Source organism: Candidatus Tisiphia endosymbiont of Neophilaenus lineatus (assembly GCF_964264975.1).
In the GTDB taxonomy this organism is placed as follows: domain Bacteria; phylum Pseudomonadota; class Alphaproteobacteria; order Rickettsiales; family Rickettsiaceae; genus Tisiphia.
The window spans coordinates 848,972-871,560 of record NZ_OZ183649.1 but is presented as its reverse complement, the minus strand read 5'-3'; the positions used below and the strand labels follow the sequence as shown (position 1 = coordinate 871,560).

The 22,589-nt window shown below is 33.1% G+C and carries 23 protein-coding genes and 2 pseudogenes; 13 read left to right on the top strand and 12 right to left on the bottom strand.

Annotated elements, in window-relative coordinates; genetic code table 11:
• The first annotated feature begins 341 nt into the window (after window positions 1-341).
• The 7 genes from ACFE3K_RS05170 to metK all read left to right on the top strand — a co-directional run bounded on the left by ACFE3K_RS05170 (window position 342) and on the right by metK (window position 6,094).
• Entirely contained in the window at window positions 342-716 is a 375-nt protein-coding gene (locus tag ACFE3K_RS05170) for a cupredoxin domain-containing protein (protein ID WP_375358522.1), read from the top strand.
• Between the two features lie 16 nt (window positions 717-732).
• Complete coding sequence (locus ACFE3K_RS05165; RefSeq protein WP_375358521.1) at window positions 733-1,560, top strand: FTR1 family protein; 828 nt, start codon at window positions 733-735, stop codon at window positions 1,558-1,560.
• 8 nt (window positions 1,561-1,568) lie between these two features.
• Window positions 1,569-2,111 (top strand): septation protein A, encoded by a 543-nt coding sequence (locus tag ACFE3K_RS05160; protein ID WP_341751322.1) that lies wholly within the window; start codon window positions 1,569-1,571, stop codon window positions 2,109-2,111.
• Between the two features lie 229 nt (window positions 2,112-2,340).
• On the top strand, window positions 2,341-3,201 hold the full coding sequence (gene lpxC, locus ACFE3K_RS05155) for a UDP-3-O-acyl-N-acetylglucosamine deacetylase (RefSeq protein WP_375358520.1): 861 nt from the start codon (window positions 2,341-2,343) through the stop codon (window positions 3,199-3,201).
• Window positions 3,202-3,390: 189 nt separating this feature from the next.
• Window positions 3,391-3,840, top strand: a complete 450-nt coding sequence (locus tag ACFE3K_RS05150) for a helix-turn-helix domain-containing protein (protein WP_375358519.1) — start codon at window positions 3,391-3,393, stop codon at window positions 3,838-3,840.
• The gene (locus tag ACFE3K_RS05145) at window positions 3,834-4,394 is read left to right on the top strand and encodes an IS630 family transposase (protein ID WP_375358342.1); all 561 of its coding nucleotides are present in this window, start codon (window positions 3,834-3,836) and stop codon (window positions 4,392-4,394) included. The genes ACFE3K_RS05150 and ACFE3K_RS05145 overlap by 7 nt, the downstream gene beginning before the upstream one ends.
• A 554-nt stretch (window positions 4,395-4,948) precedes the next feature.
• Entirely contained in the window at window positions 4,949-6,094 is a 1,146-nt protein-coding gene (gene metK / locus ACFE3K_RS05140; RefSeq protein ID WP_375358518.1) for a methionine adenosyltransferase, read from the top strand.
• Window positions 6,095-6,114: 20 nt separating this feature from the next.
• Here metK and ACFE3K_RS05135 read toward each other — a convergent pair whose 3' ends face one another.
• The 7 genes and pseudogenes from ACFE3K_RS05135 to greA all read right to left on the bottom strand — a co-directional run bounded on the left by ACFE3K_RS05135 (window position 6,115) and on the right by greA (window position 11,191).
• Window positions 6,115-6,258 (bottom strand): hypothetical protein, encoded by a 144-nt coding sequence (locus ACFE3K_RS05135; protein ID WP_375358517.1) that lies wholly within the window; start codon window positions 6,256-6,258, stop codon window positions 6,115-6,117.
• On the bottom strand, window positions 6,222-6,932 hold the full coding sequence (locus tag ACFE3K_RS05130) for an IS6 family transposase (protein ID WP_375358336.1): 711 nt from the start codon (window positions 6,930-6,932) through the stop codon (window positions 6,222-6,224). Before ACFE3K_RS05130 ends, ACFE3K_RS05135 begins: the two co-directional genes overlap by 37 nt.
• 83 nt (window positions 6,933-7,015) lie before the next feature.
• Entirely contained in the window at window positions 7,016-7,831 is an 816-nt protein-coding gene (gene xth, locus ACFE3K_RS05125) for an exodeoxyribonuclease III (RefSeq protein WP_375358516.1), read from the bottom strand.
• On the bottom strand, window positions 7,828-9,216 hold the full coding sequence (gene ubiB / locus ACFE3K_RS05120) for a 2-polyprenylphenol 6-hydroxylase (protein WP_375358515.1): 1,389 nt from the start codon (window positions 9,214-9,216) through the stop codon (window positions 7,828-7,830). Before ubiB ends, xth begins: the two co-directional genes overlap by 4 nt.
• A 100-nt stretch (window positions 9,217-9,316) precedes the next feature.
• The gene (locus ACFE3K_RS05115; protein ID WP_375358514.1) at window positions 9,317-9,964 is read right to left on the bottom strand and encodes a dienelactone hydrolase family protein; all 648 of its coding nucleotides are present in this window, start codon (window positions 9,962-9,964) and stop codon (window positions 9,317-9,319) included.
• A 343-nt stretch (window positions 9,965-10,307) separates the two neighbouring features.
• Window positions 10,308-10,616, bottom strand: a pseudogene (locus ACFE3K_RS05110) (transposase); the annotation flags it as partial.
• An 83-nt stretch (window positions 10,617-10,699) separates the two neighbouring features.
• On the bottom strand, window positions 10,700-11,191 hold the full coding sequence (gene greA / locus ACFE3K_RS05105) for a transcription elongation factor GreA (protein WP_341752303.1): 492 nt from the start codon (window positions 11,189-11,191) through the stop codon (window positions 10,700-10,702).
• Window positions 11,192-11,267: 76 nt separating this feature from the next.
• Here greA and ACFE3K_RS05100 point away from each other — a divergent pair, with 76 nt between their 5' ends.
• From ACFE3K_RS05100 to rpoD, 3 genes are read left to right on the top strand one after another with little or no spacing between them, the layout of a single operon-like run.
• Complete coding sequence (locus ACFE3K_RS05100; RefSeq protein ID WP_341752167.1) at window positions 11,268-11,888, top strand: diacylglycerol/polyprenol kinase family protein; 621 nt, start codon at window positions 11,268-11,270, stop codon at window positions 11,886-11,888.
• Window positions 11,885-13,657: a DNA primase gene (dnaG, locus tag ACFE3K_RS05095; protein ID WP_375358513.1), complete on the top strand. Its 1,773-nt coding sequence runs from the start codon at window positions 11,885-11,887 to the stop codon at window positions 13,655-13,657. Before ACFE3K_RS05100 ends, dnaG begins: the two co-directional genes overlap by 4 nt.
• Before the next feature lie 17 nt (window positions 13,658-13,674).
• Window positions 13,675-15,591 (top strand): RNA polymerase sigma factor RpoD, encoded by a 1,917-nt coding sequence (gene rpoD, locus ACFE3K_RS05090; protein ID WP_375358512.1) that lies wholly within the window; start codon window positions 13,675-13,677, stop codon window positions 15,589-15,591.
• Window positions 15,592-15,609: 18 nt separating this feature from the next.
• Here the strand turns inward: rpoD and recO are convergent, their stop codons facing one another.
• Genes recO through lepB form a run of 4 tightly spaced genes read right to left on the bottom strand, consistent with a single transcriptional unit; the run spans window position 15,610 to window position 18,747 of the window.
• Window positions 15,610-16,332: a DNA repair protein RecO gene (gene recO / locus ACFE3K_RS05085; RefSeq protein WP_375358511.1), complete on the bottom strand. Its 723-nt coding sequence runs from the start codon at window positions 16,330-16,332 to the stop codon at window positions 15,610-15,612.
• A gap of 2 nt (window positions 16,333-16,334) precedes the next feature.
• Complete coding sequence (era, locus tag ACFE3K_RS05080; protein WP_375358510.1) at window positions 16,335-17,228, bottom strand: GTPase Era; 894 nt, start codon at window positions 17,226-17,228, stop codon at window positions 16,335-16,337.
• An 18-nt stretch (window positions 17,229-17,246) separates the two neighbouring features.
• The gene (rnc, locus tag ACFE3K_RS05075; RefSeq protein ID WP_375358509.1) at window positions 17,247-17,957 is read right to left on the bottom strand and encodes a ribonuclease III; all 711 of its coding nucleotides are present in this window, start codon (window positions 17,955-17,957) and stop codon (window positions 17,247-17,249) included.
• Entirely contained in the window at window positions 17,944-18,747 is an 804-nt protein-coding gene (lepB, locus tag ACFE3K_RS05070; protein WP_375358508.1) for a signal peptidase I, read from the bottom strand. Before lepB ends, rnc begins: the two co-directional genes overlap by 14 nt.
• Window positions 18,748-18,952: 205 nt before the next feature.
• Between lepB and ACFE3K_RS05065 the strand changes: the two are divergent.
• From ACFE3K_RS05065 to groL, 3 genes and pseudogenes are all read left to right on the top strand, one after another.
• Window positions 18,953-19,261: pseudogene (locus tag ACFE3K_RS05065) on the top strand (transposase); the annotation flags it as partial.
• A 136-nt stretch (window positions 19,262-19,397) separates the two neighbouring features.
• Window positions 19,398-19,685 carry a co-chaperone GroES gene (locus ACFE3K_RS05060; RefSeq protein WP_375358507.1) on the top strand — a complete coding sequence of 96 codons (288 nt, stop codon included), beginning with the start codon at window positions 19,398-19,400 and terminating at the stop codon, window positions 19,683-19,685.
• A 216-nt stretch (window positions 19,686-19,901) separates the two neighbouring features.
• Window positions 19,902-21,545, top strand: a complete 1,644-nt coding sequence (gene groL / locus ACFE3K_RS05055) for a chaperonin GroEL (protein WP_375358506.1) — start codon at window positions 19,902-19,904, stop codon at window positions 21,543-21,545.
• A gap of 240 nt (window positions 21,546-21,785) precedes the next feature.
• On the opposite strand, the gene ACFE3K_RS05050 is transcribed toward groL, so the two are convergent.
• Entirely contained in the window at window positions 21,786-22,496 is a 711-nt protein-coding gene (locus ACFE3K_RS05050; RefSeq protein WP_375358505.1) for an IS6 family transposase, read from the bottom strand.
• Window positions 22,497-22,589: the final 93 nt, after the last annotated feature.

The window sequence follows — 22,589 nt, the reverse complement described above, 5'->3', positions numbered from 1 at the left end:
TGTTGCCCAACTCTAGTTTCATCCTGAGACCATATATCAACTTTATACTAATTGTACAAACTATCAGAGTTAGCTAGCTAATTCTAGAATCTTGTTCAGTTTAATCATTAATTGGTTAGAGGAGAAACAAAGTATTGTTATAAAAAATATTTGATTCTTGATGACTTAGTGGAAATCTAATATATTGTATAATTTGTATAATATAGGGAGGGTGCTTATGAATTTACCCAAAAAAATGAAGGATCATAAAAAACAAAAAAACTACACTCTGTTATATGTGCTTGTAGCTATGATTGTATTGGTGTATTTTGTAACTTTAATAAAGCTTTCAAGTTAAAACTATGGAAAAAAAAACTATACTTCAATTTTTTGGAGGTATTATTCTAGTGGTGGGTGTAATAATTTTTGCAATTAATCATAAAAGCACATCTAAGAATGATGTAGATACTAATATAGTAGAAATTGTAACGGTTATAAAGAATCATAGATTTGAGCCAAATATTATTAGAGTAGAAAGTGGTAAGAAGATTCGTTTTACTATCCACAACCAAGATAGTACAGTAGAAGAGTTTGAGAGTCATGATCTGCACCGCGAAAAGATTGTTATGCCAAATGACTCTATAAATATCATCCTTGCCCCTTTAGCCCCGGGTAAATATGATTTTTTTGGAGACTTTCATCAAGAGACAGCACAAGGGGCTCTTATTGTTAATTAAATTTATTTAGGTTTAGATGTTTAAAATAGCATTAGTGGTATTCAGGGAATTCCTAGAAATAGCTTTGTTGCTTGGTGTAATACTTGCTGTGACAAAACAATTAGAAAAATCTAGAATTTATATAATTGCTGGAGTCATGCTTGGTACAGTTTCTGCTGCATTATTCGCTTTCTTTACTCGTAGTATAACCGTAGCATTTAGTGGTCTAGGTGATGAGATATTTAACTCTGGAGTTATTTTGTTAACAGTTGCATTAATTGGTTGGACTATAGTATGGATGCAAGGTTATGGTATTAAGATAAAACAAAATCTTAATGATTTGTCTGTAAAAATTAGTAGCGGTGATAGTAGTTATATAATGCTCGTACTGATTGTTGCGGCAACTATTCTTCGAGAAGGAATGGAAATTATTATATTAGTTTATAGTATTTCTTCAGTCGAAATTATTGACAGTAATAGCTATCTATTAGGATTAATTATTGGTATAGTCAGTGGTCTAACTTTGGGTGTCATTATCTATTTAGGTTTAATAAAAATAGTAAACCAACAATATATATTTCGTATATCTTCCATTTTATTAATGCTTGTTGCTAGTGGTTTTGCAGCAGAAGCTGCTGGTATATTGAGTTCTTCAGGGATTATTACTATTTTATCCGACCAGCTTTGGGATAGCTCTTGGCTCATTTCTGACAGAAGTATCTATGGTAAATTCCTAAAAATGATTACTGGATATATTGCTAGACCTAACGGATTACAAGTTGTTTTTTATGTTTGCACTCTAGGTTTAATTAATATCTTAATACAAATAAAAATCAGACACACAAAAGTAGTAACAGAGAAATAAAACTATTTATGATTAATTTTTTATCAGAAGTTGCTCCGCTTATAGCTTTTTTTATTGGCTATTTTTATGGCGGTAGTATACAAAGTGCGACGTTATATATACTTATTACTTCAATTATTTGTATTAGTCTGTGTTATCTTATAGAAGGCAAAGTTTCCAAATCCTCCTTAGTATCTTCTGGAGTGTTGTTAGTCTCAGCTAGTATAGTTTTGATTAGTGGTAACTCTATGTATATCAAAATCAAACCAACTATTCTATATGTAATTTTTAGTAGTACATTTTTTATCAGTGCCATAAGAAATAAGGCCTTTTTGAAATATATGTTTAATCATTTTGTCCAACTTGAAGATAAGAACTGGAATATTTTAAGCTATAGATCTGCTGGTTTTTTACTGTTTATGGCAGTGTTAAATGAAATAATATGGCGTAATTTTGCAGAATCTACATGGGTTATATTTAAAATATTTGGAGCAATACCTATAACGATCATTTTCTTTTTACTACAACTACCTTTTATACTGAAGAACAGACTTCCAGATTCAACAGAGTAAGGTATACTCTTCTGTTCCTACGAATTGTTTTTTGAAAATATCACGGATTCGCATGCTCACGTACAACTAGTCACACTACTACCATGATTTTAATTCTATCGTCTATCAACTCTTCATTTACGAGCAGTATATAGATTGATGAAATATTTTGTAACATAATGTAACTTGCATGTAATTGTTTAAGGCATTAAAATAAGTTGAATTTCTAAAATGTTAGCAAAATTAACCAATGCAAGTATCAATACTAAACCCAGTAAGTTGTTATGGTGTAGGCGTTCATTCCGGTAACATTACTCAGATGACTTTAAGACCAGCTGTAGAAAATACCGGTATTGTTTTTGTCAGAACTGATGTAAGGCAAGAGATAAATTTTATTCAAGCTAGTTGTTTAAATGTTTCAGAAACTTCTTTATCTACTACCATAAAAAATGAACATAATATTTATGTTTCAACTATAGAACATTTAATGGCAGCTCTTTGGGGATGTGGAATCGATAATTTAATAATTGAAATCGATGGTCCTGAAATCCCGATAATGGATGGTAGCAGTAAACCATTCGTCTTTATGATAGAATGTGCTGGTAGACAATTACAAAATGCTCCAAAGAAATACCTAAAAATCTTAAAAGAAATTAGGGCAATTCACAGAGATTGCGAGTTAGTAGCTAACCCTGCTCATAGCATGACAGTTGATATGACAATAGATTTTGCTAGCAAAGCTATTGGCAAGCAAAATTTAGTCTTCTTAGAGAATGAGTCTTTCAAGAATAACATTGCTGATGCTAGAACTTTTGGATTTATCCATGAACTTGAATATTTAAAAAGCAAGGGCTTAGCACGTGGTGCATCTCTCGATAACGCTATAGGTATAGATCAAGATATTATAATAAACCACGATGGACTTAGATATAAAGATGAATTTGTACGGCACAAACTGCTCGATCTGTTCGGAGATTTATATACTACAGGAGGTCATCTAATAGCTGACATCACGGGTTATAAAACTAGTCATGCTCTGAATAACCAATTCTTACGACAAGTGTTTAGTGATCGCAGCTCCTATCAATGGGTTAGTGCTAGAGAAATTTAGGTTATTTTTTACCCAAAAACTTGAAAATTGGTTTACCAACTCTTCAAGTTTTTGCAGTATACTCGAATAATTTATACTAATTGCAATAATGAACACGGTGTTATAAAATGGGTTTTTAACTGATAAATAGGTACTCAAATAGCTAGGTTAATATTACCGCAAGGTTTTGAAGGTCATGATTTTATAAAAATGATGAAACATGAGCCGCATGGTCGAAATCGTATACGTTTATTGGCGATGTATCACCTTCAATTAGGCAAATCTTTTAAAGCCATATCTGAAATAGTGAAGTCACACTGGAAAACTGTGCAATCATGGCTCAGAAGATTTAGGAATCATGGTTTTGAAGGATTATTTGAATCACAAAGAAGCGGTGCCCCTAGGAAGATTAACAGTATACAAGAGTCTGCTATTTTTGATAAAATCAATACGCTCAGTGAAAGTAAAACTGGTGGGTATATAACTGGAAAGGAGCTACATATCATGTTAGTTGAGGAATATGGTGCTAAATGTGCTTTAAAAACAGTCTACAATACTATGCACCGCCTTGGTTTTAGCTGGATTACTTCTCGTTCAATGCATCCAAAGTCAAATCAAGAGACTCAAAATAGATATAAAAAAACTTTCCAGACATGTTAACAAAATTATTAGCAAAAAATATCGATAGATGTAAAGTTGATATATGGTCTCAGGATGAAACTAGAGTTGGGCAACAAGGTAGCTTAACTCGTATATGGGCTAAGCGTGGCACTAGACCCCGTAAAGTTCGGCAACAGCAATTTATTTCAACATATATTTACGGAGCTGCTTGCCATGAGACAGGAGAAGCTTGTGCATTAATTTTACCATATGCAAACACACAGGCAATGAATAAATTCTTAGAAGAGCTTTCTCGCAGTATTCAAGGCAACCGACATATAGCTTTACTAACGGATAATGCAGGTTGGCACACAGCCAAAAAACTAACTGTGCCAAGCAATATCACTTTGATACCGCTTCCGCCCTATGCACCGGAACTTAATGCAATGGAACAAGTTTGGGAATGGATTAAAAATCATTTCTTGTCTAACCAATGTTATGGTGTATATGAAGATATCGTTACTATGGCTTGTTACGCTTGGAATCAACTTGCTCATAATGTAGATTTAGTAAAATCAATTATGTATAGAGATTGGATAAATACACCGTGTTAATTATTGCAATTGGTATTACAGTTGGTGAAAATCCAACCTACGTAAAGTTTAGCCAACAGCGTAGAACCAAATTTCACATATATGGAGGTAACGAATTATGTGAAGCTGAGAGGAGGGATGTAGTGGGTTGTAACGTAAGTGAAGGATATAAGCTCCGAAATATGCGATATCGTAGAGGTTGACATGCTTCATTTCATGGAAAACAGGATGTGTAGTTGCGATAAGGCGAGCAACTATTGCTCTACCGGAGTCACAGACCATGACACGCTACAAGATGGAATTTACCTGAACCTAGGAGATCCATTGTATTCTTACGCAAGTGAGTACTTTAAAACAAGCTGTTAAGAGCAAGAATTAAAGGATGATACAATGGAAGTCGGACTGACTCATAGTACTCTGATAGCAGTAAAGGAACTTTAATATGGTTACGTTAAAATTTTTGTCAACAGAACCTAGTCCATTATATACTTAAACTTCACAATTTGTAATACTTACTCTATAACTCCTTAATATTCAATCTTAATGTTCAATACTAACTTTTAGGAAATAATATTATGACAAATTATCATTTATTTACTTCTGAGTCTGTCTCTGAGGGACATCCAGATAAAATGGCTGACCAAATTTCAGATGCTATACTGGATGCAATTCTTAAGGAGTATCCAAAAAAGAGTCGGGTAGCATGCGAAACACTTATAAAGACTGGACTAGTATTTATAGCTGGAGAAATCACAACAGATGCTTGGGTTAACATTGATCAAATAGTACGCAATATTATAAGAGAGATAGGCTATACTAGCTCTGATATAGGTTTTGACGCAGACTCTTGTAGTGTGATTACTTCAATAAGTAATCAATCTCCGGATATTGCATTAGGTGTAGATAATCGTGAAGATCATGAAATAGGTACTGGTGATCAAGGTTTGGTGTTTGGGTACGCAACGAATGAGACTCCTACATTTATGCCTGCACCAATTATCTATGCTCATAAATTAGTTATGAGACAAGCTGAACTCAGAAAAAAGGGCATCTTGCCTTGGTTAAGACCAGATGCTAAAAGCCAAGTCACTTTTAAATATGTTGAGAATAAACCAGTTGGTATAGACACCGTTGTGCTTTCTACGCAGCATCACCCTAATATCTCTCATGCTGATTTAGTAGAAGCAGTAATTGAAGAAATCATTAAGCCTGTGTTACCAGATGAATGGATTGATAAAAATACTAAATATCTTGTGAACCCAACAGGAAGGTTTGTAATTGGAGGACCTTTGGGAGACTGTGGACTTACAGGAAGAAAAATAATAGTTGACACTTACGGTGGAATAGCACGCCACGGTGGCGGATGTTTTTCTGGTAAGGATCCAACAAAAATCGATAGATCTGCATCTTATGCAGCAAGATATCTAGCAAAAAATATTGTAGCAGCAGGTGTTGCACAGCGTTGTGAGATTCAAATTTCTTATGCTATTGGAGTTGCCCAGCCAGTTTCTATAAGTATTGAAACGTTTGGGACTAGCAACATGAGTGAATCAGCAATAATTGAATTAATAAAGAATAATTTTGATTTGAGCCTAGGCGGTATTATAAAAAAACTATCTTTATATAATCCAATTTATCTTAAAACAGCATCATATGGGCATTTTGGACGGGAAGATCAAGATTTTCCTTGGGAAAGAATAGATAATATAATGGGACTATAAAATAATACCAATTGTAATAATTAACACGGTGTATTTATCCAATCTCTATACATAATTGATTTTACTAAATCTACAGGCACCGTCAAGTTAAGTAAAATAGTATCAAAAAGAGCTATATTTTTAGATTTCAGGCAGCAAGAAGTCTTTGAGTGGCTTCGTCCCAAATGGATTTAGCTGATGCAAATGCAATTCTTTGCTCAATTGCTGTTTTACTATATCTTCCAACATTTACGGCAAATATATTTCTGACTTTTCCCATCAGTGATAATTTACAGTGGGCTGAATTAGGATGCTTAAATTTAATTAATATCTTCTCGTTGCGCCTAGTTGGTTGATGAGCATTCTCAACACGATTATTTAGTCTTTTATGAGTGCGATGCTCAGTTTTAGGGCACATAAGCTTAATCGGCTTAATGTAACTTCTGAGCTTATCAGTAACAATTACTCTTGGAGCTGGATAATGACCCAATAATTTTGATAAAAAACGAATAGCTGATTTTTTGTTACGACGCTTCTGCAGTAATACTTCTAATTCATGCCCCTCAGAGTCAACAGCTCTCCATAATATCAATACCTCGACTTGAATCTTAATATTCATCTCATCTAAATGCCATTTATCAGTTGGTTTCCTCTCTCGCTTTCTGATAACATCTTGAAAATAAACCGCAAATTTATTGCACCAAAATCTTACTGTCTCATGACTTAAAATAATACCTCGATAGGCCATCTGTTCTTGTACATCTCTGTAACTATTATTGAATCGATGATATAACCATACTGCATGGCTAATAATGATTACTGGAAAACGATGTCTCTTTGGGGATTGAATAATACACATAGCACTGAAATTTAGGTAACAATTGTCACTGATAATCTATAAATTATTCCCTACATTTGCTCAATACTTAATTTACATTTCTCTTAACTTGACGGTGCCGTTTTTACCCCCACACAACTACCCAATGTTAAAAAATAAGGTACATGATCAGAGGGCATAAGCCAATTCCTAGCTTCTGATAAGGAGCTAACAGATAGCATCTTATCTTGTAAGTTAGAACTAGTCCAAATATGATCTAATCTACGTCCCCGATTAGATTTTTGCCAGTCTATATTTCTATAACTCCACCAAGTATAACATTTTTCATTATACGGTATGAAATAGCGGCTACTATCGATAAAACCTAAGGAAGCCTGTAATTCCAACAGAGTTGAACGCTCTATGTCTGTATGGCTGACAACATTACGCAATTGACGGCTAGACCATACATCATGCTCATGAGGGGCAATATTTAGGTCTCCCGTTATGATAATCTTACTATCTTTACTCCGATTATTGGTTAACCATTCTTGTATTAATTTTACGTATGCCAATTTATGTTTAAATTTTTCATTAACATTCACATCAGCTATATCACCACCAGCCGGTACATAAAAATTATGGATCTCAATACCTAAAACTTCTACTGCTAAATGCCTTTTATCACTATTATATAATTCAAGAATGAATTTATTGGTAAAAGGAAATTTTGATAAAATTGCTACTCCATTATAAGACTTCTCTCCTGAACAATATATATGCTGGTAACCCATATCATTAATAGCTTGGTAAGGAAATAGTTCATTAATTGTTTTAATCTCCTGCAGAGATATAATATCAGGCTGATGTTCATCAATTAGCTTTTTGAGCAAACTAAGTCGCAAGCGTACCGAATTAATATTCCAGGTTACTATTTTCATTTATTAAATCTCTCCAATATTTCCACTACAACATGCTTTAGAATTCTAAGAATTTTTGCCTCTGGGCTAAGATTCTTAGCCGCCCATTTCTTGATCCATGGTTCTATCAGCTGCCATACGTTAATTTCTGGATCAAGCTGTTGTCCTACTCCTTCTACTACTACTATAGTTTTCTGTAATAATAGCAATTGTGGTTGTACCTCCATGCCAAAATCTTCGGTAATTTTAAATAATTGTGCAAGTAACCTACCTATGGAAATATTTTTAACGGCATATCCTATAATCGGTTCACTCACTGCTCTGCACGCCTGAGCAAAAAGATCAAGATCGGTATTCTGAGGAATATAACCAGCCCTAAGATGGACAAGTGCTACTAACTTATAGTTCCTACTTAAAAAACCAAACAGGCTTTCAGCAATTGCCATTCTATCTTTATCAGATAACCTACCCATAATACCAAAATCTAGTAACACTATGTTACCATCCGACCTAACTAAAATATTGCCAGGATGTAAATCTGCATGAAAGAAACCATCTCTATATACTTGATTAAAAAATATTGTAGCAAATCTTTGAGCTATTTTAGTTAGATCTAAGCCCTGCTCTATAAGCTTATCTCGAGCATAAATTGATATTCCATCTACCCATTCTGTGGTTATTATATATTCATGAGTCAGTTGCCAATAAACTTTAGGAATATATATATCAACATCATTTTGCAGATTATCAGAGAGTTCTGAAGCTGCTGCTGCTTCTAAACGTAGATCAAGCTCAAATTTCATAGTAGTATTAAATACATCTATTACCGCTACTGGTCGCAATCTTTTAAATTTTATAAATATTCTTGCTACTAGTTTAGCAAAAATATATAAAAGCTTAATATCCTTATTATATATATGATGAATTCTCGGACGTAATATTTTTACTGCAACGAATTCACCAGACTTCAACTTAGCTCTGTGTACTTGAGAAATCGAAGCTGCTGCAATTGGTATATCCTCAAAGACGGAGAATAACTCATCGGTACTTTGACCAAAAGACTCATCAATAATCTTTCGTGCTATACTACTACTAAAAGGTGGCAACTTATCTTGAAGAGACTGCAAATAATGGGCAATCTTAACTCCTATAAGATCCGGTCTTGTGGAAAGAGTTTGACCAAATTTTATATAGACAGGACCTAATTTTTTAAAACAATCGGTTAACCTTATACCAAAATCATCTTTTGGTGTTTTAAATAAACCAATTGGATACACTACTATGGTTATCATCCAGCCAAGAATTTTTAACTTAGATGGTAATCTTATTGTACCAGAATAAGTAAGTATTTGCTGCTTGCTTACCACTCTTAATATATATAAAAAATTCAATAATAAGCTAATCATATATACTCAAATGATTTGAAGTTTTAAGCTACTTACCTAAGAGTAAAACATCTGCTAAACTCCTTGGGATTAAGTACTTAAAAAAACGTCGTATTACAATTTACTGTGCTTTAGTATTTATAAACTTGACGGCAAATTGTAGTCCCCTATCATCAATAGAATGCATAAGATTTGGTATCTTGTAGTTACTATAAGCAATATTATATTTCTGTAAATATTCTATTATCTCGTCCATGCTATTTACATCAACCACATCATCTAATTCGCCATGTATTACGCAAACTGGCGTAGTTTTATTGATACATTCTAGTGGGGCGATTAATTTACCAGAAAAGCCTACCACACAAGCAAAAGGCTCTTTTTGTACCAAATTTAAATATAGTCCCATCATAGTGCCTTGTGAAAAACCAATTATGATAGTATCTTTATTAGTTAAATTTAGTTCTGCTTGTTTTTTTTGAATTATCTTTGTAACTAAACCACTATTTTTAGCAACTAATTCCCCTATTACATGAGGAGTACGATCATTTAGACTAAACCATTGTCTACCATACGGTGCATTATCAAATTCTTCAACTCCATGCGGCGCAATAAAATGACAATCTAGCAATTCCTTAGATATAAAGGGAACTAAGCTTATTAAGTCATGCCCATCTGAACCAAGCCCATGTAACAACACAACAAGCTTTTTACATTGGCCATTCAAACTTTTTACTTCTGGGTAAGATAATATTTCATTTTTAATCATTTTTTTTAAGCTCTTAAAAAGTTTCCATAGGGGTAACACCCCGTTAACCTAGGCAATGTACACAAAATTAGTAAGATGTATACAACTTTTAGTCAAACGTCATTGCGAGAAGCCACTTTAGTGGCGACACTGCAATCCAAATTACTTATTATATTTTTTGTGGATTGCTTCGTTGCCACCAAAGTGCCTCCTCGCAATGACGTATTTTTTAATAATTCTAAAAAACTTGATTATCGAGTAGAACCGCTTCAAACCTGATTGTTTCTATATACAATACTGAATTCGATGTAACTTGTTACATCGAATTCAGGTTATAACATATAAATAATACCAATTGCAATAATTAACACGGTGTATTTATCCAATCTCTATACATAATTGATTTTACTAAATCTACATTATGAGCAAGTTGATTCCAAGCGTAACAAGCCATAGTAACGATATCTTCATATACACCATAACATTGGTTAGACAAGAAATGATTTTTAATCCATTCCCAAACTTGTTCCATTGCATTAAGTTCCGGTGCATAGGGCGGAAGCGGTATCAAAGTGATATTGCTTGGCACAGTTAGTTTTTTGGCTGTGTGCCAACCTGCATTATCCGTTAGTAAAGCTATATGTCGGTTGCCTTGAATACTGCAAGAAAGCTCTTCTAAGAATTTATACTAATTGCAATAATTAACACCGTGTTAATTATTGCAATTGGTATAAGCTAGCACTAATAGTTATTATCTTAAATATCTACTAATTCTTGATAGGACACTTCTAAAACCTCATAAGATTTTGAACCTTTAGGAGTGGTGACTTCTACTATATCTCCGACCCCTTTACCGATGAGAGCCTTAGCAATTGGCGATACTATGGATACCCTCTTTTTGGTTATATCTGCTTCATACTCTCCAACAATATGATATATAACTATTTCCTCTGTTTCATCATCGATCAACTTAACTAATGCCCCAAATTTTATGGTATCACCAGAGAGTTTTGAGGTATCAATAATTTTAGCTCTTGCTATTTTATCTTCAAGATCCACAATGCGACCTTCAATAAAACTTTGTTTTTCCCGGGCTGCATGGTATTCTGCATTCTCAGATAAATCTCCAAAATCTCTAGCTGTTGCTATAGCTTCAATTACTTTTGGTCGTTCTATGTGTTTAAGATGTTTAATTTCTTTTTCTAAACTATCAAACCCTTTATGTGTAATAGGAAAATCTGCCATAATAATATGTCTTGTCTAAGTTAAGTTTTCTAGTATATTTGTTGTGTCAAACTTTGTCAAATAGGCCTTTTAGGTTATTATGCAAACTAAACTCTTTAATTTTGAAATACAACGTAAAACTTTCCACTTATACAGCTTGATTATACCACTTTTTTATTTATTTTCATCTAAATTAGTTGTTACTACACTATTATTTCTACTTATAATATGTGTATTATATATAGATATTACAAGGCATTATAATTTATATGTTAAGAAATTTACAGATAAATTTCTTGGAAAGTTTATGAGACCTGAAGAACAGAGTGGTTTATTCAGACTAAGTGGTAGCAGTTTTATGGTAGTTGGATTTTTCTTAACTGCTCTTTTATTTTCAAAAGGTTTAGCAATTTCATCTTGGCTTATATTGATAATAGCTGATTGTCTTGCTGCACTAGTGGGTACAAAAATAGGTACGCCTCTAAAAAATGGCAAGTCATTGGAAGGTTCTATTGCCTTTCTAATTTCTGCAATTTTTATTAGCATATTAGTGTATTTTTTCATCGGCTATCACACTAGTTTTACTGTTATCATCATTAGTTCTATAGTTGCTACTATTAGTGAATTCTACTCAAAAGAGTTATCAATAAACGATAATTTATTAATACCTCTTAGCTACTGCTTCTCTACAATCATATTCACCTTTATTTTAAGTTTATGAGAATTCCATTAGAATTTTATGAACTTCTTAGAACTCGGATTAATTTATCAGATGTTGTTAGACAAAAAGTAGTCTTAACTAAGAAATCTGGAAATTACTTGGGACTATGTCCTTTCCATGTTGAAAAATCTCCATCATTCACTGTAAATGATGCCAAGAAGTTTTATTATTGCTTTGGCTGTTCTGTTCACGGGGATGTTATAAAGTTTGTTTCCAACTTTAGCGGTTTATCTTATAAGGAAGCAGCCATTAAACTTGCTAATGATTATGGCATTGAATTGCCTAAATTAACAGTAGCACAACAAAAACTCTATGAAGAATCGGATGAACTATTTGATATCTTAGAGATGGCTGAAAGATTTTTTACATCACAATTGTCACAAGAAGTATGTAGCTACTTACATGACCGCGGTATTAGTAAAGAAGCAATTAAGGAATTCTCCATTGGTTTTGCTCCTCCAGCTAAAGCATTACAGAAATTTTTTGAAGAAAAATCAATATCTTTGACAAAACTTCAAAAAGCAGGCTTAGTGGGCAAGCGAGATGATGGTACAATATATGAGATATTTTATAATCGGATAATCTTTCCGATTAAAAATGTTTATAATAAAGTAGTTGGTTTTGGAGGGCGAGTGCTTGGTGATGGGTTACCTAAATATTTAAATTCTCCGGAAACCATATTATTTCAAAAAAATGAAACATTATATGGGGAGAATAATGCAATTAGTGTTGCCTATAAAAAAAATCATTCAATCTTAGTTGAAGGGTACTTGGATGTTATTGCCTTGCACCAAGCTGGTTTTAAAGAGGCAATGGCAAGTCTTGGTACTTCGGTTACAGAGAATCACCTACAAAAATTATGGCGTGCTGGAGATGAAATAGTACTCTGTTTAGATGGTGATATAGCAGGAATAAAAGCCACCCATCGGGTAATTAATCTAGTACTACCTCTGATAAATGGCAATAAGAAAATTTCCTTTGTGATGTTACCTAGCGGAAGTGACCCTGATGATATTATAAATAAAGATGGAGCGGGAAGTTTCACACAAATTTTTGATAAAAGAATTAATCTATCTGAAATGATTTGGCGTTCCGAATATGAAGGTAAGACTTTTTCAACTCCAGAAGACAAAGCTATTTTGGAAAGAAATCTTGGAGATTATTGTAAACAAATAAAGGATAAACTACTTAGCAATAATTATTATCGATATTTTAAAGATCAAATATGGCAAAATTTAATTAAACGGCAAAATAAAGTAACTATAACAAGTTCAAATATTACATCTACCACTCCTAACTATTCAGAAATCGAAATATTAGAACAAGCTGTTTGTATAATATTGGTTAAATTTCCTGAAATGGCCAAAAAGCAAGAAACAAAGGATTTCTTGTTAACGTTAAATTTCCAAAATAAAATGCTTGAAGCTTTTCGTGATTGGTATTTTGCAGAAATTATTAGCAACGATATATTAGATCAGGAAAATATTATTGCTTTGGCAGAAAAAACTGGATTTTATGACACTTTTTCAGTATTGTCAAAATCCAATAATCTATTTCTAGATTTGTCATTTAATCAGGACGATATCGATTCTGACTTACTTTGGCAATGGTTGCATAAAAAACATCACCTAGTACTATTAAAACAAGAATATAGCTCAATTATTCAAAATGGCTCAGACGAAGAGCTAAAAAAAGCTATATTATATCGAGAAGAAATTTTGAAAATCTCCAAAGAGATTTATAATCTAAACGAATCTTTTACTAATTGACCCAAGGTTTATAAATTATGACAGAAGCAAAAGAGAAAATAGATGTAAAAAGTACTGCAGTTGATAACCTAGTTAAAACAGCTAAAGAAAAAGGCACTGCAGTCACTTATTATGATCTAAATAAAGTCATTCCAATGACTAATAATATATCAGTAAAAGATCTAGAAAAGGTAATATCAAAGTTTTCTGAGGCTGGAGTTGATATTATAGAAGGTGATGATGACGAGATCAAACTTGATATTAATGTAGATGATGAATTTAAACTGTCTAATAATGTTGATCGTGAGCCTGAAGACGAAAGTGAAGAAGAAAACTTAGGTACAACCGATGATCCAGTAAGGTTATATTTACGAGATATGGGAGGAGTTGGGCTTTTTTCTCGTGAGACTGAAATAGAAGTAGCCCAAGATATTGAAGAAGGCAAAGAGATAATGGTTAAGTCACTTTGTGAAAATCCAATATCGATGAAATTCTTTATAAAATGGCATGAAGCTTTAGTTAATGAAAAAATACTACTCCGAGATTTGATTGATCTAGAAGCTAATATGGTTAACGGGGATGATAGTAATTCTGAAGAGAATCAAAATAATTATATAGAATCAGATCATGAAGAACATGAAGAAGCTAGTAATTTATCAATAGCTACTATTGAGTTACAGTTATTACCTAGTGTTGTCAAGCGTATGGAAAGAGTTTCTAGACTTTCTGAAGAGTTGTTAATTGAAGCAAAAAAACATTACACACGTTATCCTCAACCTAAGGGATTGCATGATAACAAAAAATATGCCAAAAATCTACAATTACTAATTATTGAAATTTCTAGTATCCATTTTCACTCTAAAAGGACAGAAGAAATTCTTAATAGAATATATAGTCTAAATAGAGAATTAGTAACTAAAGAAGGGAACTTCCTTAAATTAGCTGAAAAATATGGCATAAGTCGTCAGAACTTCCTAAATGAATATATGGGAGCAGTAATTGATGAAAACTGGAAAAGGCAAATGCAAAAAAACAAGCAATCTAATTGGAAGAATTTTCTTGCTAAAGAATCTGATGCTATTGATCAAATGATTAGTGAATTAAAAACCATGGAAATGACTATTGGTTTGCCAATGATTGAATTTAAAAAGTTAGTGCATACAATACAAAAGGGTGAAAGACAAGTCCTTAGGGCAAAAAAAGCTATGATAGAGGCTAATTTGCGTCTAGTTATCTCAATTGCTAAAAAATATGCAAATCGTGGATTACAGTTTTTAGATTTAATTCAGGAAGGAAATATTGGGTTAATGAAGGCTGTTGATAAATTTGACTATCGTAGGGGATATAAATTTTCCACTTATGCTACTTGGTGGATTAGGCAAGCTATTACTAGATCTATAGCTGATCAAGCTAGAACCATACGTATTCCCGTGCATATGATTGAAACGATCAATAAAATTATTCGTACTTCTAGGCAAATGCTTAACGAGCTAGGTTATGAACCGACTCCGGCAGAAATTGCTGCTCGCCTTTCTATGCCAGTTGATAAAGTACGAAAAGTAATGAAAATAGCTAAAGAACCAATTAGCTTAGAAAATCCAATAGGCGATGATGATGGTAGTTATCTTGGAGACTTTATTGAAGACAAAAATGCTATATTACCGCTTGACGCAGCAATTCAATCGAACTTACGAGAGGTCACAACTAGAGTGTTAGCAACTCTTACTCCTCGTGAAGAAAGAGTTCTAAGAATGAGATTTGGTATAGGAATGAGTACCGATCATACACTAGAAGAAGTTGGACAACAATTCAACGTTACTAGGGAACGTATTAGGCAAATAGAGTCCAAAGCACTACGCAAATTGAAGCATCCGACTAGATCTAAAAAACTTAGTAGTTTTCGGGGTGGTTCTAGAAAGCAAAACAATTCTTCAGAATCTGCTTTTGGAGGCTGATTTTCTATAGGTTTTATTTTATGTGAATGTTGCAAATCGAATAATATATTCTATGCAATTCTCTCGTACATGTAGTTGTTGTTGGTTGTGAAAGAAATACCGGTTAAAAAAATATGTAGTTAAATTAAAAGCTTGTTTTTTATCATTATTAGTAATTTGGCTATTAGTGGAGGTTAAGAATTGTGGTAAGATTAGAAGCCTGTCTTGATATGGTAATCCCTCTGATAAGCATACAGCTCTTCCAGATTTTGGCAAGACGTAAGATAGATTTTCCCTAGTACCTGTTACTGCACATTTATGCAAATCAAGACCATAACCTGATTCTTGAAGTATGGCTAATTCAAATTTAATATATTCCTCAAAAATAAAATTATTTGCTAGACTACTTAAATATTTTACAAAAATTGGAAAAAATTTATTGTGATTTTCTCTTTCATGAAATGCCATCTTAATAAGGCTAATAATTGAATTAAAAGCGTAAAGCTTAATTTTATTAGTTATTAAAAGACCAGCGTAAGATTTTATTAATTCGCATTTAGCCATTCCTAGATGCTCGTGTAATCTAGCTTGCCAAAAAAAATCAACAATATTACCTTGTTGATTTACAGAACCAAATTTTTTAGATGTTTCTCGTATTACACCGGAATATAAGCCATGATTTTCAGTAAAAACTGTAATAATAGCCGTATTTTCTTTTAGTGGTTTTTTGGCAATTATTATACCTATATCTTTAAAATTCATATTTAAACTTGTTTCAATCTCATATATCTATATGAGTGCGGATCATTTTCCCAAAGCTCACGTACTTTCACAAAAAGGAAAAGGTGAATTTTACAATCAAAAGCTAGCTGCATCTCTATTCTTGCCTTAGATCCTATTTCTTTAATTTTACAACCATTGTTTCCTAAAATAATAGTCTTATAAGAATTCTTTGAAACCACTATTACCTGATGAATTTTGATAGACTTATCATTATTCTCTTGCCACATTTCAGTTTGAACAGTTAAATTATAAGGTAATTCTTGGTGGAGATTCAAGAATAATTGTTCCCTAGTTATCTCAGCAGCTAAAAATCGCATAGGCAAGTTAGTAACATCATCCTCTTCATACAACCAAGGCGATTCTTTAGATTGGCTTTGTATATAATTGAGTAATTTATTGATATTTTTACCGGATAAAACGGATGTCTTCAGTATATAATTATCTATGAACTGAGATTTTAGAGTATTTTCTATTTCTTCTAGATATTCAGAAGGGCTATCAATCTTATTTAACAAAAAGATTAAATTTATTTTAAGAGTTTGCAACTTTTTAAGTATTTGTAACGTAAATTGATCAATAGGTTTCGTACTATCTATTATCAATAAAACTAAATCTACGCCATGTAAGCTTGACCATGCACATCGTACCATTGCTTTTTCCAGCTGTTTCTTTGGCTCGAATATACCTGGCGTATCTAATATTATCAGCTGCGTATCTTTTATGGTAACTATTCCGGTTATAATAGAGCGGGTTGTCTGAACTTTATTCGTTACTATCGATATTTTTTGTCCTATAAGTTTGTTTAATAATGATGATTTACCAGCATTTGGTTTGCCGATTATACATAGAGAAATTGTCTTTTGAGATATTTTCACGGATTAAACTTTACAACTTTACAACTTGTGGAGGTAGTTCATTAATTTACGGGCAGCAACTTTTTCTGCTTCTTTAACTGAATGACCAGTACCAGTTTGTTGGTAGGCTTCCATTTTTACTAATACAGTGAAGATAGATGCATGTGGTGATCCTTCTCTTTTTATCACTTCATACACGGGTCTTTCAATTCCTTTTCTTTGTGCTAATTCCTGAAGAGTAGTTTTAGGGTCATAATCAGCTAAATCAGTAATAGATATAAACTCATACCACAAATTATATACTATTTTTTGGGTCGTATCAATGTTACTATCAAGATAAATGGCAGCAATTAATGCTTCCATAGTATTCTCAATATTATTAGGATTTTGCCTTCCCCCTAATACTTCCTCGCCATGGGTCATAATAATATAGTCTGACAAATTGATTTTTGCAGCTACTTTGCAAAGTGATTCTTTACAGACTAGATATGCTCTAATTTTTGCTAATTTCCCCTCATCATAAGTAGAGAAATTTTTAAATAAAATTTCAGTAATGATAAAATTAATTATTGCATCACCAAGTAATTCTAAACGTTCATAGTTTTTTTGAATTCCATGCTTTAGTACATGTTGCTTAAGAGAAGGATGACTTAACGCTTCAAGTAAAAGAGCTTTATTATTAAAATTATATCCTATATCTTGTTCAAGCTTTTCCGGAGCAGAAAGAGCTGATTCTTTACTTGTTATCATTTTGTATTTTATCTGTATAAAGGGACATAAATATTCTGTTAAATCTAATAGATGCCAGCCAAGTAGCAACACGGAGTATTTGATTAATTATCCCAATATCACTTTGCCATAATTCTTCTTTTGTAGAAAAAATAATAAATTGTCCTTTGGCAATAAAGTTTTTAAACGGTACAAATCCTAGATCTATCCTACTATCATTCGATTCATCTCTATTATCTCCAAGAAAGAAATACTTACCTTCAGGTACATAAAAGATTTCCGTATTACCATATTTATTTACTAATGAATGATTATTTTGTTTTAATTTATAAGAAAAATAACTTACACTATTAGGTAATATTTCCTTATATTTTATATAATTTTTCCCTTCTTCACTTGTATATGTACCAATTTCAGTGCGTTCTATGGCTTTATCATTTATATACACTACATCATTGATTAATTGTACTTTATCTCCAGGTAGCCCAATTAATCTTTTTATAAATCGAATATCCATATTATTTGGTGGGCGAAAAACTATTATATCTCCTCTTTGTGGCTGTGACGCCCATATTCTCCCATTAAAAATATTGGGACTAAAAGGAAAAGAATAATTACTATATCCATAAGAATATTTTGTTGAAAAAATATAATCATTCTCTAGAACTGTTGCTTTCATTGAACCTGTTGGCACAAAAAAAAGTTCCATGACAAAAAATCTTATCATCAGTGCCAAAAATATTGTCAAGATAAAAGACGTATATTCTTTAATTTGTGTTTTTTTGTTGGTAACCGCAGTTGTTGTTTGCATAATTATTATTTAATAACGAACTAAATTCAGCCTACAATACCTTATTACTATGTTTAAATCCAGCAATTTTTGAATCGCCCCTAGGTTCTGTTGACAAAAATTATAGTTAGGCAAGAGGAATAAAAAGGGCACCGTCAAGTTAAGTAATACTAATTGCAATAATTAACACGGTGTTAATTATTGCAATTAGTATAAATTCTTAGAAGAGCTTTCTCGCAGTATTCAAGGCAACCGACATATAGCTTTACTAACGGATAATGCAGGTTGGCACACAGCCAAAAAACTAACTGTGCCAAGCAATATCACTTTGATACCGCTTCCGCCCTATGCACCGGAACTTAATGCAATGGAACAAGTTTGGGAATGGATTAAAAATCATTTCTTGTCTAACCAATGTTATGGTGTATATGAAGATATCGTTACTATGGCTTGTTACGCTTGGAATCAACTTGCTCATAATGTAGATTTAGTAAAATCAATTATGTATAGAGATTGGATAAATACACCGTGTTAATTATTGCAATTGGTATTATACACAATTTGCTCACAGCAATTATTCTTTAAAATTTTTCTTTTTACCCCTTGAACTGTTACAAAATCAAGCATATATAGAATACACATTATTAAGTATTAAATCTATGGAGGTAAGAATGTCTTTTAGACCATTGCACGATAGAATTGCGGTAAAACCAATTCAACAAGAAGAAAAAACAAGTGGAGGAATTATTATTCCTGATACAGCAAAGGAAAAACCAATACAAGGTGAAGTAGTAGCTGTAGGTAAGGGAACAAAAAGTGAGAATGGTACTGTCCATCCATTAGAAATTAAAGTAGGAGATAAAGTACTTTATGGCAAATGGGCTGGCACTGAAGTAAAAGTTGATGGTTTAGATTTGGTCATTATGAAAGAAAATGATGTCATGGGCATAATTGCATAACTATTGAAAGTTAGTAAATACAGCTTCTTTATACGTCTATTAGCGAGAAGGCCGTAAGGTCGACGAAGCAGTCCAGTAACATCATTTATCTATAGATTGTTTCCTGGATTGCTTCGCTTACGCTTGCAATGATGTTGTGGTATAGGTATTTGTAAACTTTTAACAGTTGTGGACATAATTGGTTAATAATTTATTTATTGTAAGGAGAACATAAATATGGCAACAAAATTAATAAGACACGGCTCAAATGCACGTGAACAAATGCTAAGAGGTATTGATATTTTAGCTGATACCGTAAAAGTAACATTAGGTCCAAAAGGTAGAAATGTTGCAATTGAACAGTCATTCAGTTCACCAAGACTAACCAAAGATGGTGTAACAGTGGCAAAAGCCATTGAACTAAAAGATAATGCTCAGAATTTGGGAGCTCAATTGGTAAAATCTGTGGCAAGTAAAACATCTGATGTTGCTGGTGATGGAACAACTACTGCAACTGTTCTAACTCAAGCAATAGCAAGAGAAGGTAACAAAGCAGTAGCAGCTGGTTTTAACCCTATGGATATAAAACGTGGTATAGATTCAGCTGTTAACCTAGTAGTTGAAGACATTAAGAAAGCTAGTAAAAAAATCAGCAGCCAAGAGGAGATTGCTCAAGTTGGTACTATTTCATCAAATGGTGACAAAGAAATTGGCGAAAAAATTGCCGTGGCGATGGAAAAAGTTGGTAAAGAAGGCGTAATTACTGTTGAAGAAGCTAAGAATTTTAGTTTTGAAGTAGATGTAGTTGAAGGCATGATGTTTGATAGAGGCTATCTATCACCATATTTTGTTACTAATTCCGAAAAGATGGTAGCAGAATTGGAAAATCCGTTTATCTTACTATTTGAAAAGAAATTATCAAATTTACAACAAATGTTACCAGTACTTGAAGCAGTAGTGCAATCAGGGCGTCCTTTACTAGTAATCGCTGAAGATGTAGAAGGAGAAGCACTTGCTACTCTGGTAGTAAATAAATTACGTGGTGGGTTAAAAGTTGCTGCAGTCAAAGCTCCTGGCTTTGGCGATAGAAAAAAATTCATGATGGAAGATATCTCTATTTTAACAGGTGGTCAGCTTATCAGTGAAGAGCTTGGTATGAAACTTGAAAATGTTAATATCAAAATGCTAGGTACTGCTAAAAAAGTTACTATTTCCAAAGAAAATACCGTTATAATTGATGGTGCTGGTAGCAAGGCGGATATCGCTGATCGTTGTTCCCAAATTCGTACACAAGTTGATGAATCTAGCTCAGATTACGATAAAGAGAAATTACAAGAGCGTTTAGCTAAACTTGCTGGTGGCGTAGCTGTCTTAAAAGTTGGTGGTGCTACTGAAGTTGAAGTAAAAGAAAGAAAAGATCGTGTTGAGGATGCATTGCATGCTACTAGAGCTGCAGTGGAAGAAGGTGTTGTTGCTGGCGGTGGTGTTACTCTTTTCTATGCAGCAAGATCCTTAGAGTCGTTAAAAAGTACTAATGAAGATCAGCAAGCTGGTATTAACATCGTTAAGAAAGCTCTACAAGCTCCAGTAAGGCAAATTGCAGAGAACGCTGGTATGGACGGAGCTATTGTAGTTGGAAAACTTACTGATAGTAAAGAGAAAAACTTTGGCTTCAATGCTCAAGATATGACTTATGTTGATATGATTAAGGCTGGTATTATCGATCCAACTAAGGTCGTGCGTACTGCTTTACAAGATGCAGCATCGGTTGCTTCTTTGATTATTACTACTGAAGCATTTATTATCGATGAACCAGCTGATAAAGATGAGCCTGCTATGCCACGTGGTGGTATGGGCGGCATGGGCGGTATGGACTTCTAACGCTCATTTCTTCATACGAATAACACTTTACCTCAACTCTAGATAAGAATTAGTTGATGCTTATCCAAAGTTCGCGTACTTTGATGTCATCCCTCTGCTTTTTTGTAGGGATGACATCTTTTTGTTAATAGACCTCTTTCGAAAATCGCTTGTGCTGAGAGATTTGAAGGAGATGCTTCACCTCGAACGGCACCGTCAAGTTAAGTAAAATAGTATCAAAAAGAGCTATATTTTTAGATTTCAGGCAGCAAGAAGTCTTTGAGTGGCTTCGTCCCAAATGGATTTAGCTGATGCAAATGCAATTCTTTGCTCAATTGCTGTTTTACTATATCTTCCAACATTTACGGCAAATATATTTCTGACTTTTCCCATCAGTGATAATTTACAGTGGGCTGAATTAGGATGCTTAAATTTAATTAATATCTTCTCGTTGCGCCTAGTTGGTTGATGAGCATTCTCAACACGATTATTTAGTCTTTTATGAGTGCGATGCTCAGTTTTAGGGCACATAAGCTTAATCGGCTTAATGTAACTTCTGAGCTTATCAGTAACAATTACTCTTGGAGCTGGATAATGACCCAATAATTTTGATAAAAAACGAATAGCTGATTTTTTATTACGACGCTTCTGCAGTAATACTTCTAATTCATGCCCCTCAGAGTCAACAGCTCTCCATAATATCAATACCTCGCCTTTAATCTTAATATTCATCTCATCTAAATGCCATTTATCAGTTGGTTTCCTCTCTCGCTTTCTGATAACATCTTGAAAATAAACCGCAAATTTATTGCACCAAAATCTTACTGTCTCATGACTTAAAATAATACCTCGATAGGCCATTTGTTCTTGTACATCTCTGTAACTATTATTGAATCGATGATATAACCATACTGCATGGCTAATAATGATTACTGGAAAACGATGTCTCTTTGGGGATTGAATAATACACATAGCACTGAAATTTAGGTAACAATTGTCACTGATAATCTATAAATTATTCCCTACATTTGCTCAATACTTAATTTACATTTCTCTTAACTTGAC